The organism is Corynebacterium falsenii, assembly GCF_020099275.1.
Taxonomy (GTDB): Bacteria; Actinomycetota; Actinomycetes; order Mycobacteriales; family Mycobacteriaceae; genus Corynebacterium; species Corynebacterium falsenii.
The window spans coordinates 2,431,909-2,447,624 of sequence record NZ_CP083646.1 but is presented as its reverse complement, the minus strand read 5'-3'; the positions used below and the strand labels follow the sequence as shown (position 1 = coordinate 2,447,624).

At 62.6% G+C, this 15,716-nt stretch carries 14 protein-coding genes; 11 read left to right on the top strand and 3 right to left on the bottom strand.

What is annotated here, in order from left to right:
- Positions 1 to 16: 16 nt before the first annotated feature.
- From LA343_RS10555 to LA343_RS10505, 11 genes are all read left to right on the top strand, one after another.
- Entirely contained in the window at positions 17 to 871 is an 855-nt protein-coding gene (locus LA343_RS10555) for a hypothetical protein (RefSeq protein WP_224209163.1), read from the top strand.
- 230 nt (positions 872 to 1,101) lie between these two features.
- Complete coding sequence (locus tag LA343_RS10550; protein WP_025403298.1) at positions 1,102 to 1,782, top strand: hypothetical protein; 681 nt, start codon at positions 1,102 to 1,104, stop codon at positions 1,780 to 1,782.
- 67 nt (positions 1,783 to 1,849) lie between these two features.
- Positions 1,850 to 2,464: a TetR/AcrR family transcriptional regulator gene (locus LA343_RS10545; protein WP_025403297.1), complete on the top strand. Its 615-nt coding sequence runs from the start codon at positions 1,850 to 1,852 to the stop codon at positions 2,462 to 2,464.
- A 261-nt stretch (positions 2,465 to 2,725) separates the two neighbouring features.
- A complete protein-coding gene (locus LA343_RS10540) occupies positions 2,726 to 4,318 on the top strand; it encodes an acyl-CoA carboxylase subunit beta (protein WP_039910960.1) in 1,593 nt (530 codons plus the stop codon).
- Positions 4,319 to 4,360: 42 nt separating this feature from the next.
- Positions 4,361 to 6,496, top strand: a complete 2,136-nt coding sequence (locus LA343_RS10535) for an acetyl/propionyl/methylcrotonyl-CoA carboxylase subunit alpha (RefSeq protein ID WP_025403295.1) — start codon at positions 4,361 to 4,363, stop codon at positions 6,494 to 6,496.
- A gap of 61 nt (positions 6,497 to 6,557) precedes the next feature.
- Positions 6,558 to 7,703, top strand: a complete 1,146-nt coding sequence (locus LA343_RS10530) for an acyl-CoA dehydrogenase family protein (protein ID WP_025403294.1) — start codon at positions 6,558 to 6,560, stop codon at positions 7,701 to 7,703.
- A 68-nt stretch (positions 7,704 to 7,771) separates the two neighbouring features.
- A complete protein-coding gene (locus tag LA343_RS10525) occupies positions 7,772 to 8,314 on the top strand; it encodes a MaoC family dehydratase (protein ID WP_025403293.1) in 543 nt (180 codons plus the stop codon).
- Positions 8,311 to 9,198: an HpcH/HpaI aldolase/citrate lyase family protein gene (locus LA343_RS10520; protein ID WP_025403292.1), complete on the top strand. Its 888-nt coding sequence runs from the start codon at positions 8,311 to 8,313 to the stop codon at positions 9,196 to 9,198. Before LA343_RS10525 ends, LA343_RS10520 begins: the two co-directional genes overlap by 4 nt.
- A 107-nt stretch (positions 9,199 to 9,305) precedes the next feature.
- On the top strand, positions 9,306 to 11,015 hold the full coding sequence (locus LA343_RS10515) for an AMP-binding protein (RefSeq protein WP_025403291.1): 1,710 nt from the start codon (positions 9,306 to 9,308) through the stop codon (positions 11,013 to 11,015).
- 85 nt (positions 11,016 to 11,100) lie between these two features.
- Positions 11,101 to 12,315, top strand: coding sequence for an acetyl-CoA C-acetyltransferase (locus LA343_RS10510; RefSeq protein WP_025403290.1), 1,215 nt, complete (start codon positions 11,101 to 11,103; stop codon positions 12,313 to 12,315).
- Positions 12,316 to 12,498: 183 nt separating this feature from the next.
- Positions 12,499 to 13,809 (top strand): glutamate decarboxylase, encoded by a 1,311-nt coding sequence (locus LA343_RS10505; protein ID WP_224208559.1) that lies wholly within the window; start codon positions 12,499 to 12,501, stop codon positions 13,807 to 13,809.
- Positions 13,810 to 13,875: 66 nt separating this feature from the next.
- On the opposite strand, the gene LA343_RS10500 is transcribed toward LA343_RS10505, so the two are convergent.
- The 3 genes from LA343_RS10500 to LA343_RS10490 are packed head-to-tail and all read right to left on the bottom strand — an operon-like array spanning position 13,876 to position 15,621.
- Positions 13,876 to 14,280, bottom strand: coding sequence for a hypothetical protein (locus LA343_RS10500; protein ID WP_025403289.1), 405 nt, complete (start codon positions 14,278 to 14,280; stop codon positions 13,876 to 13,878).
- A 5-nt stretch (positions 14,281 to 14,285) separates the two neighbouring features.
- On the bottom strand, positions 14,286 to 14,636 hold the full coding sequence (locus tag LA343_RS10495) for a GIY-YIG nuclease family protein (RefSeq protein ID WP_025403288.1): 351 nt from the start codon (positions 14,634 to 14,636) through the stop codon (positions 14,286 to 14,288).
- A 40-nt stretch (positions 14,637 to 14,676) separates the two neighbouring features.
- Positions 14,677 to 15,621: an AEC family transporter gene (locus LA343_RS10490; RefSeq protein WP_025403287.1), complete on the bottom strand. Its 945-nt coding sequence runs from the start codon at positions 15,619 to 15,621 to the stop codon at positions 14,677 to 14,679.
- Between the last annotated feature and the right edge of the window lie 95 nt (positions 15,622 to 15,716).

Sequence of the window (15,716 nt, the reverse complement as noted above, 5' to 3'; positions counted from 1 at the left end):
CGAAGAGGTTAAAAGAATGCCCAGTGGAAATGAACCCCAGTGGGGACGTAGCGGCGATCATTCAGGTGATCATCTGAATGATGAGACCCGGATTCAACCTGCGGTGAATAATTCGCCGCGTGACCAGTGGGGATCGGGGCCACAGGGTCCGCGGGGCCCGCAGGGGCCCCAGAAGCCACAGGGTCCGCAGTATGTGTACGGTGGACCGCCTCAGCAACCTCAGCAACCACAACAGCCGCAGTACCAGCAGCAGCCCCCGTGGCAGCGGGTCCAGCCGCAGCAGCTGCAGCAACCACAACAGCCGCAGTACATCCCGGAGGAGTCTTCACCTCGCCGCCGGTCAAAGGATGGCTGGATCGCGGCGGGCATCGTTGTGCTCATCATTGCTGTCGTCATTGCACTGGGCGCTTTCCTGTATCAGAACTATTTCTCCGACAATGGTGATTCCTCGGCATCTGGGGCATCTGGTCCTGCGACGTCGGCCCGTAGCGCAGCTGGGGAGCAGGGGGCGTCGGACGGAGTCAGCTCGTCTACGTCGAGCACGGCAGCAACGTCGTCGAGCCAAGAGGCCGGCCGTCCGCGTGATCCGAAGCTGCCCAGCGGAGCCATCCCCGCCAACGATGCTGCCCGCAGCGGAGCCCCGGCGGGCGACTTCAACAACGTCTACCGCGGAACCACGATTACGTCTGAGCCGTTTGCCCAGGCTGTGCGCGATGCCTTCGTGCGGTACTACCTCGACACCGACAAGACGACCGGCATGGTGGATGCCTATTCCTCCGTCACGGGGAAGCACTACTCCATGGATTGCTCCGATAACGGCGATTACGTCACCTGCCGCGGCGGCAACGATGCGGTGGTTTATATCTCATGATGAGGGCACGTCGGTCCACTACGGCAGTACCTACGGCGATAACTGTGGCCGCCGGTGCGTTGGCGGTGAGCCTGGGGTTGAGTAGTTGCACGATCGGGGACGTTGATTCGTCTTCCCGATCAGCCAGCGGGTCAGCAAGCCCAACAGCGGAGCAATCGGCATCACCGAACCCCACGGAGCCAGGTGAGGGGAGCGCGTCGGCGTCGACCGGTCCTGTGGAAGGAGCCTCGATGGCTGGTTCGGAAGTCCTTTCCGCGCTTCCTGACGGTGTGGATATGGCCATCGGTAACGGTGGCCACTCCAACAATGGGGTGACCGTGCCGCCGTGGTCCACGATCAAGGTTCCCATCGCCATTGCGGCCCTCCGTAACGATTCCGCGGCGGCTCAGCCTTACGTGGCTCCCGCGATCACCCAGTCCAGCAACGAGGCTGCTGCGCAATTGTGGGCTTCTTTGGGAGATCCCAGCCGAGCCGCCACGCTTACCGAGCAGGTTATCAGTGAGGGCAAGAGTTCCGCGACGGTTCAGACGAAAGTTGTCCGCCCCGGGTTTAGCAGCTTCGGCCAGAGCGATTGGTCCGTGCCGGAGCAGGCGACATTCGCAAGCAACCTGCGGTGCATTCAGGGCTCCGAGCCGGTGACTAAGTACATGGGGCAGATCGCCAGTGGCGGCGGTTATGGTTTGGGCATCATCCCCGGCGCACTGTTCAAGGGCGGGTGGGGCCCCGACGAGTCCGGGAACTACGGCGCACGCCAGTTCGGTCTAGTCCCCAACGGTGCCGGGAAGTTCGTCGCGGTAGCTCTCGCGGCCACGAGTCCAGACGGCACCATGGAGGGCGCGCAGGCGCGGCTCACCGAAGCGGTGAAGATCCTGCAGCCCGTTCTGGGGGAGTTGCCCACCGCTGCCTGCTAGGCCGCTCGCGGTCAATCTGTGGGAAAACACTTCAGTTAATGGTGATTTACCACTAAGCTCATTCGCCATGAGCTCCGTCTACCCGCCCGCGCCCTCTGTGGAGGGCCTTTCCGCGCGCTCGGCCGCGAAGGCGGAGCGGCGGGTCGAGCTGCTCCGCGCGGCCGCGGAGATCATGGCGGTGAAGGGGTTTCACTCCACCCGACTCGAGGATATCGGCGAGGCTGTGGGGATCTCGGGGCCGGCTGTGTATCGCCACTTCGCCAGCAAAGATGTCATCCTCCAGGAGCTTCTCACTGGTGTTTCTGAACACCTGCTCCAAGAGAGTACAGCCATGCTGCAGGGGATCACCGAGCCGGCCGATCAGCTCAACGTGCTCGTGGACTTCCACGTGGATTTCGCCCTCAGCCAACCCGCACTGATCCGGCTGCATCAGCGGGAATTGTTTCGTCTCGACGCCACCGGGCTGGACCGAGTTCGTGCAGCTCAGGGGCATTACCTGGGGTTGTGGGCGGAAGCCCTGCGGGGTTACGACTCATCTTTCGCTGGGGAATCGGGGCGCATTACTGCCCAGCTCGTGACGGGCATGATCAACGCGAGCCAGAATACGAGCAAGTGGGCGGGGGAGGCGCTGCTGCGTCGGCAGGTCACTTTGTGTGCCCGCGCTGCGGTGGGCTTGCGCTAGATCGACCTGCGCTGAACCTGGGTGTGTGTCTGCGTATAGCTAATTGCGGGGGTCTGTGAGCTCGGCGGCGTGACATCTCCCGATCGCGACTCCCCCGAGTGGGGGTGAGTCGACCTGCTTGTTTGTTGCCACTAAACATTTTGCTGACAAATTCGATCAGCCCCTCTTGAGTGTGGCGCAGAACACATTACTGTGTGCTTCAACACATTCCGTTAATCACCATTAACCGAATTGATTGCTCGTCACACAGGGAGGACCCTCATGTCAGAAGAGTCTCAGCAAACCACCCGCGACCTCGCAGGCACGACTCACGCCGACTTGGTCGCCGAGCTGAACTCCCGCCTCCAGCGCGCCGCCCAGGGGGGAGGGGAGAAGGCCCGCGCCCGCCACGAGTCGCGCGGCAAGCTGCTGCCGCGTGATCGCATCACCAACCTGCTGGATCCCGGCAGCCCCTTCCTCGAGATCGCGCCCCTGGCCGCCGAGGATATGTACAACGGCAAGGCTCCCGCCGCCGGACTCATCGCCGGTATCGGCCTCATCGAGGGCCGCCTCTGCCTCGTCGCCGCCAACGATGCCACCGTCTCCGGCGGCACGTACTACCCCATGACGGTGAAGAAGCACCTTCGCGCCCAGGAAATCGCCGAGGCCAACAACCTGCCGTGCATCTACCTCGTCGATTCCGGCGGAGCCATGCTGCTCAACCAGGACGAGGTCTTCCCCGACCGCGATCACTTCGGCCGCATCTTCTACAACCAGGCCCGTATGTCCGCCAAGGGCATCCCGCAGCTCTCCGCCGTCATGGGCTCCTGCACCGCGGGCGGAGCCTACGTGCCGGCCATGAGTGATGAGGCCATCATCGTGGAGAACCAGGGCACCATCTTCCTCGCCGGCCCACCGCTGGTGAAGGCCGCCACGGGTGAGGACGTCACCCCAGAGGAGCTCGGCGGCGGCGCCATGCACTCCCGCATCTCGGGCGTGACCGACCACCTCGCCAGCGATGACAACGATGCCCTGCGCCGCATGCGCAACATCGTGGCCACCCTTCCCGAAAACGCCCCCACCCCATGGCTCAAGCAGGAACCGCAGGATCCTCCCCGTCCGCAGACCGACCTCTACGACATCGTGCCCACGGATCCGAAGATCCCCTACGATGCCCACGACGTCATCGAGACCATCACCGATGCTGGCTCCATCCACGAGTTCAAGGCGGAATACGGCTCCTCCATCGTCACCGCCTTCGCCCGCATTGAGGGCCACCAGGTCGGCATTATTGCCAACAACGGCGTGATCTTTTCCGAAGCCGCTGTGAAGGGCGCGCACTTCATTGAGCTGTGCGAGCAGCGCCGCATTCCGCTGATCTTCCTCCAGAACACCACCGGCTTCATGGTCGGCCGGCAGTACGAGGAGGGCGGCATCGCCAAGCACGGCGCGAAGATGGTCAACGCCGTGGCCACCGCCTCCGTGCCCAAGCTCACGGTCGTCACCGGTGGCGCGTTCGGCGCGGGCAACTACTCGATGTGCGGCCGCGCTTACTCGCCGCGCTTTTTGTGGATGTGGCCGAACGCCCGCATCGCCGTCATGGGTGGTCCGCAGGCGGCGATGACCCTGTCCACCGTTCGCCGCGCGCAGATCGAGCGCGCCGGCGAGCAGTGGAGTGCCGAGGAGCAGGAGGAGTTCGAAAAGCCGATCCGCGAGATGTTCGACGAGAAGTCCACCTGCTGGTACTCCACCGCCCGGTTGTGGGACGACGGCGTGATTGACCCGGCCGACACCCGCCGCACCCTCGCCATGGCCTTGGACATCTGCGCCCAAGGCGAATCCACCCCCACCGGCTTCGGCATCTTCCGCATGTAGCTCACTGCACTTTTCCCGCCACCGAGTATGTAAGGCTCCCTCGTGAACACACACGCTACGACCTCTGACGCATCTGACGCATTCGATACTGTCCTCATTGCCAATCGCGGTGAGATCGCGGTTCGGGTTATTCGCACCGTGCACCGGATGGGCTTGCGGGCGGTCGCTATTTACTCCGACGCCGACGCCCACGCCCCCCACGTCCTCGCCGCTGATACGGCGGTCAACGTAGGCCCCGCCGCTGCGGCGGAATCGTATCTCAACATCGATAAGGTGATCGCCGCTGCGCGCGCCAGCGGTGCCCAGGCGATCCACCCGGGGTACGGCTTCCTCTCCGAGAACGCGGCCTTTGCTCGCCGCTGCGAGGAGGAGGGCATCGTCTTCATCGGCCCGCCGGCCACCGCGATCGACAAGATGGGTGACAAGATCACCGCACGCGCCACGGTGGAATCCCGCGACGTGCCGACGGTCCCCGGCATTTCCCGCCCGGGCCTCACGGACGAGGAGATCATCGCCGCGGCGCCGGAGATTGGCTCCCCAGTACTCATCAAGCCCTCCGCCGGTGGCGGCGGAAAGGGCATGCACCGGGTAGATAACCCAGACGATTTGCCGAAGGCCCTGGTCTCCGCGCGCCGCGAGGCCGCCAGCTCCTTCGGCGATGACAGCCTGTTCCTGGAGCACTTCGTGGACACCCCGCGCCACATCGAGGTGCAGATCGTGGCCGACGAGCACGGCAATGTGGTTCATCTCGGCGAACGCGAGTGTTCGCTGCAGCGCCGCCACCAGAAGGTTATCGAGGAAGCCCCCTCGGCCCTGCTGGATGAGGCCACGCGCGAGGAGATCGGACAGTCCGCCTGCGATGCGGCCCGGGCATGCGGCTACCGCGGTGCCGGGACGGTGGAGTTCATCGTCTCCGCCAAGCAGCCGGAGCGCTTTTTCTTCATGGAGATGAACACCCGCCTGCAGGTGGAGCACCCCGTCACCGAGCTGGTCACCGGTGTGGATCTTGTGGAGTGGCAAATCCGCGTGGCTCGCGGCGAGGAGTTGCCGCTGGCCCAGGAGCAGATCACGCTCACCGGCCATGCCGTAGAAGCCCGCGTGTACGCCGAGGACCCGGCGGGCGGGTTCCTGCCCACCGGCGGCACCATTACCGAGTTGAAGTGGCCGCAGACCTCGGGCGTGCGCGTCGATTCCGGTGTGCGTGAGGGGCAGGTCATCGGCAGCGATTACGACCCCATGTTGGCCAAGATCATCACCCACGGCAGCAACCGCGATCAGGCCCTGAGCCGACTGGACCAGGCACTGGGCCACACGGTCGTGGGCGGTTTGGTGACGAACATCAACTTCAACCGCTTCCTGGTCACCTACCCGGACGTTGTCCGCGGCGACATGCATACCGGCCTGCTCGACGAGATCGTGGGGGATTACCGAGATCCCGCAACCCCAGCGATGGCCTACGTGGTGGCGGCTCTCGCTGCGGCGCGCCAGACCCGGCGCGGTCACGACACGCTGGGATCCGCCTGGACCAGCGGAGATTCCTGGCGCGCCGGGGGGACGAGCGCGCCGATCCGCCTGCTGCTCGGTGACGGCTCTGCGCAAGGCGTCAAGGAGGTCGAGCTGCAGCGCGGCGTGGATGGGTCCACCTGGTCGGCCACGGTCGCCCCGGTGCAGGAGGGCTCAGCGCAGGAGGGTGAAGACGAGGCTGCGGCCCCGGAACACGTGAGCTTCGCGGTCATCAACAGCGGTGACGACTGCGTTCAGCTCGCAGAGCATGCTGAGGGCACCAAACGGGGCACCGAACAGGGCACCGACGGCGCACACGGTGAGATCGTGCCCACCCAGCGCTGGACCATCGCCACCTCGCACGGACAGCACCTTGTCCTCTCCGGCCCCTCGGGCAGCTATGAGCTCCAGCAGCTCTCCCGCTCCGCCGCGCTGGCTGAGGCCGCCGCAGGGGATGCGGACATCACCAGCCCCATGCCCGGCACGGTTATCTCCATCGAAGTCGCAGACGGCGAGGAGGTCGCCGAAGGTCAGGCAGTGCTGGTCATCGAGGCCATGAAGATGGAGCACACGCTCACCGCGGCCCATTCCGGGCAGGTCACCGTGCACGTCGGCGTGGGAGACAAGGTGACGACCGGGGAGGTGCTTGCCGGCGTCGAAAAACACGAAGAGTGACCACAGACAACCAGCAACAAACAAGCGACAAACAACCCACAAAACCAACAAGGAGAACCCCATGAGCATTCTCAGCCCCGAGCACGAAGAACTTCGCCGCAGCGTGGAACAGTTCGCCAACGAGGTCGTCGACCCGGTCGCGGCCAAGCACGACAAGGAGCACAGTTTCCCCTACGACGTGGTCAAGCAGATGGGCCAAATGGGCCTGTTCGGCCTGCCCATCAGCGAAGAATACGGCGGCATGGGTGGCGATTACATGGCGCTGGGCATCGCGCTGGAGGAGCTCGCCCGCGTGGACCAGTCCGTTGCCATCACCCTGGAAGCAGGGGTCTCGCTGGGCATCATGCCCATCTACCGCTTCGGCACCGAGGAGCAGAAGCAGAAGTGGCTGCCAGAGCTTGTCGCGGGCGAAGGCCTGGCGGGTTTCGGCCTCACCGAGCCGGAAGCCGGTTCCGATGCGGGCGGCACTAAGACCACCGCGAAGGAGGACGGCGATGAGTGGGTGATCAACGGCAACAAGCAATTCATCACCAACTCGGGAACCGACATCACCAAGCTCGTGACCGTCACCGCCGTGACCGGGCAGAAGGATAACGGCAAGAAGGAAATCTCCGCCATCATCGTGCCCAGCGGCACACCCGGGTTCACCGCGGAGCCGGGCTACGACAAGGTCGGCTGGAACGCCTCCGACACCCACCCGCTGACCTTCAGCGACGTGCGCGTACCCAAGGAGAACCTGCTGGGGGAGAAGGGGCGCGGCTACGCTCAGTTCCTTTCCATCCTGCAGGAAGGCCGCGTGGCCATCGCTGCGCTGGCCACCGGCGCTGCGCAGGGCTGCGTGGACGAATGCGTGCGCTACGCCCAAGAACGCACCAGCTTCGGCCAACCCATCAGCTCCTACCAAGCCGTGAGCTTTAAGATCGCTCGGATGGAGGCGCGGGCCTTCACCGCGCGGCAGGCGTGGTACGCCGCGGCAGCGAAGATGGTCGCGGGCCAGGACTTCTCCAAGGAAGCCAGCATCGCGAAGATGGTGTGCTCCGAAGCCGCGATGGACAACGCTCGCGACGCCACCCAGATCCACGGCGGCTACGGCTTCATGAACGAATACCGCGTGTCTCGGCACTACCGCGACTCCAAGATCCTGGAGATCGGTGAGGGCACTACCGAGGTGCAGCAGATGCTCATTGCGAAGGCGCTGGGGCTGTAGAGAGAGCCGAGCCCGGCGACAACCTAGCGCGAGTCAAGCGAGAGCCCACAGAAGGAGATTGTGACACCATGACCACCCCCGCACCCGAGCAGGCAGTTGTCCAGCGCGGCCTGTGGTTCGAGGAATTTCAGGAATGCACCACCTACCTGCACCGCCCCGGCCGAACCATCACCGAGGCGGACAACACGCTGTTCACCACCCAGACGATGAACACCCAGCCACTGCACCTCGACGCCGCCTGGGCCGCCACCCAGCCCGGCTTCCGCGGCGAGCGCCTGGTGAACTCGATGCTCACCCTCTCCACGGTGGTCGGGCTGAGCGTTTCCCAGCTCACCCTCGGCACCATCGTGGCGAACCTCGGCTTCAAGGAGATCACCTTCCCCGCGCCGATGTTCCACGGCGATACCCTCTACGCCGAGACGAAGGTCATCGGCAAGCGCCTGTCTTCTTCCCGGCCGAACCAGGGCATCGTGGAGCTGCACCACATTGGTCGCAACCAGGAGGGCACCGTGGTGTGCACGGCCACCCGCAGCACGATGATGCAGTGCCGGCCGGTGGCGGATGCCCCGGAAGTACCGAATGCCCCGGAAGTACAGGGAGGCCAGGCATGAGTTCCCTGACCTGGCTCCCCGCCGGCCCCGCGCTGCTGTTTGCCCCGGCCGATCGCCCCGAGCGCTTCGCCAAGGCTGCGGACCGTTCCGACATGGTGATCCTCGACCTCGAGGACGGCTGCCGCGCCGAGAACCGCACCGAGGCCCGTACCAACATCATCGACTGCGACCTGGACCCGAATCGCACCATCGTGCGCATCAACCCCGTGGGCTCGCCGGATTTCCTCGACGACGTGGAAGCCGTGCAGCGCAGCCCCTTCCATCAGGTCATGGTGCCGAAGATGGAAGATCTTTCTTTGTTCGACGCCACAGTCTCCCCCACCGACGTCGTAGATGGGTGGAACGTGATCGCCCTCATCGAAACACCGAGGGGCGTGCTCAACCTCACGGCGATCGCGAACCACCCCAACGTGGTCGCGCTGTTCTGGGGAGCCGAAGACCTGACTGCGGCCTTGGGAGGGACCTCATCGCGCTACGGACTCAACGAAGCGCCCACGCTCGGCGGCGGCATCTCCGGCCACCCGGGCGGCTACCGGGAGGTTCCCCGGATGGTGCGTTCCATGGTTCTCCTCCACGCTGCTGCCGCTGGAATCGTTGCACTGGACTCGATCCATGCTGATACTGCTGACGTCGACGGTGCGGAGGCCGAAGCCGAGGACGCAGCCGGCAGTGGATTCGCCGCCACGGTGAGCATCCACCCCGCGCTGGTGCCCGCGATTCGGCAGGCCTATGAGCCCACGCCGGAGCAGGAGGACTGGGCGCGGAAGGTGATCGCCGGGGCGAAGGAGAACTCCGGTGCCTTCGCCGTGGACGGGCAGATGATCGATGCCCCGCTGCTGCGGCAGGCGGAGGTTATCGCGCTGCGGAGTCCGAACATCACCTAGTTGACAGACCTAGCTGGCAGACACAGTTTTCCACCCCTTTTTCACCACTTTTCAATCCCCGTGCGAACCCCAGCGTTCCACTTTGTGCTCGAGGAGTTGTATCCATCATGACTACACACACCACTTCCCGCCTGTTGGGTGCTCCCGAGGGGCGACCTACCCCAACGTTGACCGATCCCGCGACGATCGACCCGGCACTGTCGCACTCCGTCGGCCCCACCGACGTGCGGCTGCTCAACGAGACTCTGGGGCAGAACCTGGCACGCATCGTGGCGCAGTACCCGGACAACGAGGCCATCGTGGACCTCTACGGCGACGTGCACATGACCTACAGCGAGTTCCACCGCAAGGTGCAGCGGCTGGCATCCGGGTTGCACGCGGCCGGCTATCGCAAGGGCGACCGCATCGGCATCTGGGCCCCCAACCGGTGGGAATGGTCCATCGTGCAGTACGCCACGGCGGAGATCGGTGCGATCCTCGTGTGCATCAACCCGACATACCGGACCCGCGAGCTGAACTACGTGATGAACCAAGCGGGCATCCGAGCACTGTTCTCCGCTGGCCGCTTCAAGGACTCGAACTACCGGAAGATGATCCACACCACGGAGCACGAGTTTGATAACAACTTCAAGGAAGTCATCTTCTTCGGCTCCGAGCGGTGGAACGAGCTGTCCAACCACGCGATCGTTGACCTTAACCCCGTGCGGGACCAGCTCGATCCGCACGACCCGATCAACATTCAATACACCTCCGGAACCACGGGAATGGCCAAGGGCGCCACGCTGACCCACCACAACATCCTCAACAACGGGTTCATGGTGGGCGAGCGGTTGAGCTACACCGACCAAGACCGCGTGGTGATCCCCGTGCCGTTCTTCCACTGCTTCGGCATGGTGATGGGCAACATCGGTGCTTTCTCACACGGCGCGACCACGGTCATTCCCGGCCCCGTGTTTACCCCGCGCTCGGCACTGGAAGCGGTGCACCACGGCGAGGCCACGTCGCTGTACGGTGTGCCCACCATGTTCATCGCCGAGCTGCAGGACCTGGCCACCAGCTCGGGCAAGAGCTTCGACCTGTCGCACCTGCGGACGGGCATCATGGCAGGTACTTCGTGCCCCACCAAGACCATGCAGGAAGTCATCGACATCATGGGAATGAAGGAAGTGGGCATTTGCTACGGCATGACCGAAACCTCGCCGGTGTCGATCCAGACTCTGCCCGACGATCCGATCGACAAGCGTGTGAACACCGTGGGCCGGCCGGGTCCCCACATCGAAGTCAAAATTGTGCATCCGGATACCTGCGAAATCGTTCCGCGTAACGACCAAGGCGAGGTCCTGGTGCGTGGCTACTCCGTGATGAAGGGCTACTGGGACATGCCCGTCAAGACCGCCGAAGCCATCGACGAGGAAGGCTGGATGCACACCGGCGACCTAGGCATGATGGATGACGACGGTTACGTGATGATCACCGGCCGCATCAAGGACATGGTCATCCGCGGCGGCGAGAACCTCTACCCGCGCGAGATCGAGGAATTCCTTTACTCCCACCCGGATATCTCCGATGTGCAGGTCATTGGTGTGCCGGACGAGAAGTACGGCGAGGAGCTCATGGCCTGGATCATCATGAACGACGGGGCAGAGCCACTCACCGCAGAAAGCCTGCGCGAATTCTCCGAGGGCCACCTGGCGCGCCACAAGATCCCGCGGTACGTGCACATTGTCACCGAATACCCGATGACGCTCTCGGGCAAGGTGCGCAAGGTTGAGATGCGTGAGAAGGCCATCGACATTCTGGGGATGTACCAGAAGTAACCGGAAGTAGGGGAAATAAGGGCCCCGCCCGGCAGTGTTGTGGAACACTGTGAAGTAGACAAAACGGAAAGGTTGAGAAAACACTATGGCTGAACACAACGCTAGTTCTGCAGCTCCCAAGGCCCCCGAAGATATTGTCATCGTAGGCGCGACCCGTACGCCTCAAGGCCGCATGCTCGGTTCGCTGGCTTCCAAGTCCGCAGTGGATCTGGGCGCTGCCACCATCAAGGCTTCCCTGGAGCAGGCAGGAATCGCCGCCGACACGGTTGATTACGTCCTCATGGGCCAGGTGGTGCAGGCCGGTGCTGGTCAGAACCCCGCCAAGCAGTCCGCCGTCGCCGCAGGTCTGCCGATGCAGGTGCCGGCCATGACCGTGAACAAGGTCTGCCTTTCTGGTCTCGACGCCATAATCAGCGCTGCCCGCATGATTAAGACGGGCGACGCCACCGTGGTGGTTGCCGGCGGCCAGGAATCCATGAGCAACGCTCCGCACCTCGCTGCGGGTGTGCGCGCCGGTAAGTCCTACGGCTCCCTGGCTCTGCAGGATTCCCTGGAGCGCGATGGCCTCTCCGACGCGGTGCACGGCACTGCCATGGGTCTGGAAACCGACGAGGGCAACGAAGATCGCGGCATCACCCGCGAGGAGCAGGACGAGGTTGCTGCCCGCTCGCACCAGCTCGCCGAAAAAGCCACCGAGGAGGGCATCTTCGACGACGAGATCGTTCCCATCGAGGTCAAGGGCCGCAAGGAAACGGTTACCGTGACTAAGGATGAAGGCATCCGACCCGGAACCACCGCCGAGGGGCTCGCTAAGTTGCGCCCGGCGTTCCGCAAGGACGGAACGATCACCGCAGCGTCGGCATCCCAGATCTCCGATGGTGCAGCGTCCGTGGTTCTCACCACTCGCGCGTATGCCGAGGACAACGGACTCGAGGTGCTCGCCACCCTGAGCGCTCACGGTCAGACTGCTGGTCCGGACACCAAGCTGCACTCCCAGCCCTCACAGGCCATGTCCGCAGCCTTGGAGAAGGCAGGGTGGGTCGTCGACGATCTGGACTTCCTAGAGATCAACGAGGCGTTTGCGTCGGTGGCCATCCAGTCTCTCCGTGATCTGAACTACCCGCTGGAGAAGACGAACATCCACGGTGGCGGCATTTCTTTGGGCCACCCGATCGGCTGCTCGGGAGCGCGGTTGGTCGTGCACGCCGCCCACGAGCTCAAGCGCCGCGGTGAGGGTCACGCAGGCGTTTCCCTCTGTGGTGGCGGTGGCCAAGGCGATGCACTGTTGCTCTGGCGCTAGTACCTTGGGGTCATAGCCTCACCGATTAATGGTGGGGGTGTGACCCCCTTTTTTCTGTTACTTGTTACCCGTTCAGGAAGGCCAACTTCTCCGATGAACCACAAGCACAATAACCGGTATCACTCCAAGGATTCCCGCATTGAGCTCAACCCGCTGTTTACCCGGGATGAGTAAGCCACGGACATCCCGCGGTACAAGATTCCGGAGGAGGAGAACCTTCCCTCGACCGCGTACCAGTTTGTGCACGACGAGTCGATGCTGGATGGCAATGCTCGCCTGAACCTCGCCACCTTCGTGAGCACCTGGATGGAGGACGAAGCGCAGCGTCTGTACCTAGAATCTGCCGATAAGAACATGATCGACAAGGACGAGTACCCGCGTACCGCCGAGATCGAAACGCGCTGCTGGCGGATGCTCGCTGACCTGTGGCACGCACCGGACGTGGAGCGTGCGATCGGCTGCTCCACGGTGGGCTCCTCTGAGGCATGCATGCTCGGCGGTCTCGCGCTTAAGCGCCGGTGGCAGCACGCGCGCCGAGAGAGGGGATTGTCTACCGAAAGGCCCAACCTCGTTCTCTCGAGCGCAGTCCAGGTGTGCTGGGAAAAGTTCTGCAACTACTTCGACGTTGAGGCCCGCTACGTGCCGATTTCCATGGAGCACAAGGTGCTCGATGGACATGACCTGGATTCCTACATCGACGAAAACACTATCGGTGTGGTGGCGATTATGGGTGTGACCTACACCGGCATGTACGAACCGGTAAAGCAGATCGCCGAGGTTCTCGACCAGATCGAGTCCGAGCGTGGCTTGGACATCCCCATCCATGTCGACGGTGCCTCTGGTGGCATGATTGCCCCGTTCATTCAGGAAGACCTCGAGTGGGACTTCCGCATCCCGCGCGTCGCATCCATCAGCACGTCCGCCCACAAGTACGGCCTGGTGTACCCCGGCCTGGGCTGGGTCGTGTGGCGCGATACGGACGTCCTCCCCGATGACCTTGTGTTCAAGGTCAGCTACCTCGGCGGCGAGATGCCGACCTTCGCGTTGAACTTCTCCCGCCCCGGTGCCCAGGTGCTGCTGCAGTACTACCTGTTCCTGCGCCTCGGCAAGGAGGGCTATCGCCGCGTGCAGCAGGCAACCCAGGACGTTGCCGTGTACCTGTCGTCCAGCATCGGAGAGATGCCTCAGTTCGAGCTATGGAACGACGGAACGGACATCCCCGTCTTCGCCTGGAGCATGAAGGAAGGCCATACGAAGAACTGGAACCTGTACCATCTCTCCGAGCGTCTGCGCACGAAGGGCTGGCTCGTTCCGGCTTACCCCATGCCCGCTGACGTGGAAGCTCTCACCGTGCAGCGTGTGGTGGTGCGCAATGGCTTCAGTCACGACCTAGCCAAGCAGTTCCTGGCTGACCTCAAGGACGAGGTTGATTACCTCGACTCCCTCGATGGCCCCATGCCGGAGCCGAATCACAGCATGTCTTTCACGCACTAGTCCGTCCCCCGAAAAAACTTTCTCGGCGGACGGATAGATACTCGAGTACTGAGGCAGTACTAAGGCTCAGACAAACTCTTTGCCGAAGTATGGCCCGTAATAGTGAGGCCCCTGCGGATTGGAGGGGAGTTTCTTTCCGAGGTACCGCGCCTGAATCTCCTCGGAAGCGGTACGTCCTACGAATTCGTACCGGTTCGAATCCGCAAAGCCGTTATCGTCCCTCAGAAAGTAGTTTGTTGACCCTGCCGCCAAGCAAGCTGCAACAGACATCACATAGACCACATGGGAATCGACGACTCCGAGAATGTACTCAGCGGCATCGGCCTTCTCTTCGTTCAGTGCCCAAATTCCGCGGGTAGATTCGTATAGAGCTTGTTCGTCGTTACCATACCGCTTATATGTATCTTTGATCGAAACAGCAATGAGATTGTCCGGGAAATGATCGAGATCTTCGGAATCTAAGCTGTGCATCAGGGCTAGGGCTCCGATACGTCCGTAAGTACGGCTGTCGGTGCCACGGTTACGGTTAAGTAGGTTATCGATGCGATTAAGTCAATGCACGTGGCTTCAACTTTCCTAGCCTCGTTTTCGTCGAGGCCAAAAGCGAGAAAGTCTACTTCCCAGGATCCATCGGCCAGTCGTTCCGCCAGGTCTGCGTTGTGGCTTGCCGATACGTGACTGAAGATCCTCTTCCCCTTGCCCCTCCCGATGTAGAACGGCTCCTTGGTTACAGAGTCGTAGTACATGTAAACGTAATTCTCGAGCTTGTCGGCTTGTGTTGGCGTGACCTTGTAAACGCTGAGCCTTTCTAGGGGTTCACTGCTCATTGTTTTCCTCTCTCGAATTTGCTTGCGTTCCGAAAATAGTTTAGCTGAGGAAAAGTACAAGTGCAGCCATCACGGGAAGTGAAAGCGCCGTGGATACCACTGCAGTGTCTCGCGCGAGAACCTTATTGATGTTAAATCGCTGCGCGTAGGTAAAAACATTTTGGCCAGTGGGCAATGCAGCCACCACGGCGATGGTGAGGAGAAGCTGCGTAGAGGCGTCGAAAAGAAAATAGCCAATCGCCAGGGCAATGAGCGGGTGCACAACAGCTTTCACGAAAGAAGCCGCCCACACGCTCCGCCGTGGGCTGCGGCCGCGCTGGAGCACCCGGACCTCCGCCATCGACATGCCGAAGGCGATGAGCGCACAGCCTACGGTGGCGTCTGCGATGATTCCCACCGGCTCGGCCACAATGCCGGGCACACGCCACTGAGTATTGTGCTGCAGCAGGGAAATTCCAATTCCGACGCCAGCCCCCAGAATCAGCGGATTTCGGATGATGGTGAGGATGATGTCACGAATAAAATGCGCACGGGCTTTTGTGCCGGTCTGCATATCCAACAACATCACCGTCATGGGACCATAGAACCCAACCTGGAAAAGAATGACGGGGAGAGTCAGCGTGGGGTCTTTAAGCAAATGCGCAGCGAGCGGAATGCCCAAATTTGACCCATTGCAATATGAACACGCCAACATTGCAATGAGGGAATCGGGTGTGGAACGGTGAGCGATATAGCGATAGCCCACAAAGCCGAGCAGACCCGCACCGAGTGTGGAGAGGGCGACGACCGCGAGGTTGACGCCGAAGAGTTGGGCGATGTCCGTCTCCGACATGAATTTGATAAGCGTGGCCGGCAGCGCGATCCAGAAGACGAACATGTTGAGGGTGTACACAGCGTTCGGGCCGAGAACCTTCGACCGCCCCACGGCGAAACCGAGGGCGATGATGAGGATCACCACGCTAAAGCCCGTCAACACATTAACCACGCATCCATTAGATCAAATCCGCATGGATGCGTGGTTAAGGAGGTTGCCCCCGTTGAGAGGGGGAGCGAGGAGAGGGGAGGGGCGAAACCGCCTAG

Excerpts from the sequence above, each read along its gene's own strand:
- LA343_RS10555 (WP_224209163.1), top strand. The coding sequence starts at position 17 with ATGCCCAGTGGAAATGAACCCCAGTGGGGACGTAGCGGCGATCATTCA.
- LA343_RS10550 (WP_025403298.1), top strand. The coding sequence starts at position 1,102 with ATGGCTGGTTCGGAAGTCCTTTCCGCGCTTCCTGACGGTGTGGATATG.
- LA343_RS10545 (WP_025403297.1), top strand. The coding sequence starts at position 1,850 with ATGAGCTCCGTCTACCCGCCCGCGCCCTCTGTGGAGGGCCTTTCCGCG.
- LA343_RS10540 (WP_039910960.1), top strand. The coding sequence starts at position 2,726 with ATGTCAGAAGAGTCTCAGCAAACCACCCGCGACCTCGCAGGCACGACT.
- LA343_RS10530 (WP_025403294.1), top strand. The coding sequence starts at position 6,558 with ATGAGCATTCTCAGCCCCGAGCACGAAGAACTTCGCCGCAGCGTGGAA.
- LA343_RS10525 (WP_025403293.1), top strand. The coding sequence starts at position 7,772 with ATGACCACCCCCGCACCCGAGCAGGCAGTTGTCCAGCGCGGCCTGTGG.
- LA343_RS10520 (WP_025403292.1), top strand. The coding sequence starts at position 8,311 with ATGAGTTCCCTGACCTGGCTCCCCGCCGGCCCCGCGCTGCTGTTTGCC.
- LA343_RS10515 (WP_025403291.1), top strand. The coding sequence starts at position 9,306 with ATGACTACACACACCACTTCCCGCCTGTTGGGTGCTCCCGAGGGGCGA.
- LA343_RS10510 (WP_025403290.1), top strand. The coding sequence starts at position 11,101 with ATGGCTGAACACAACGCTAGTTCTGCAGCTCCCAAGGCCCCCGAAGAT.
- LA343_RS10500 (WP_025403289.1), bottom strand. The coding sequence starts at position 14,280 with ATGCACAGCTTAGATTCCGAAGATCTCGATCATTTCCCGGACAATCTC.
- LA343_RS10495 (WP_025403288.1), bottom strand. The coding sequence starts at position 14,636 with ATGAGCAGTGAACCCCTAGAAAGGCTCAGCGTTTACAAGGTCACGCCA.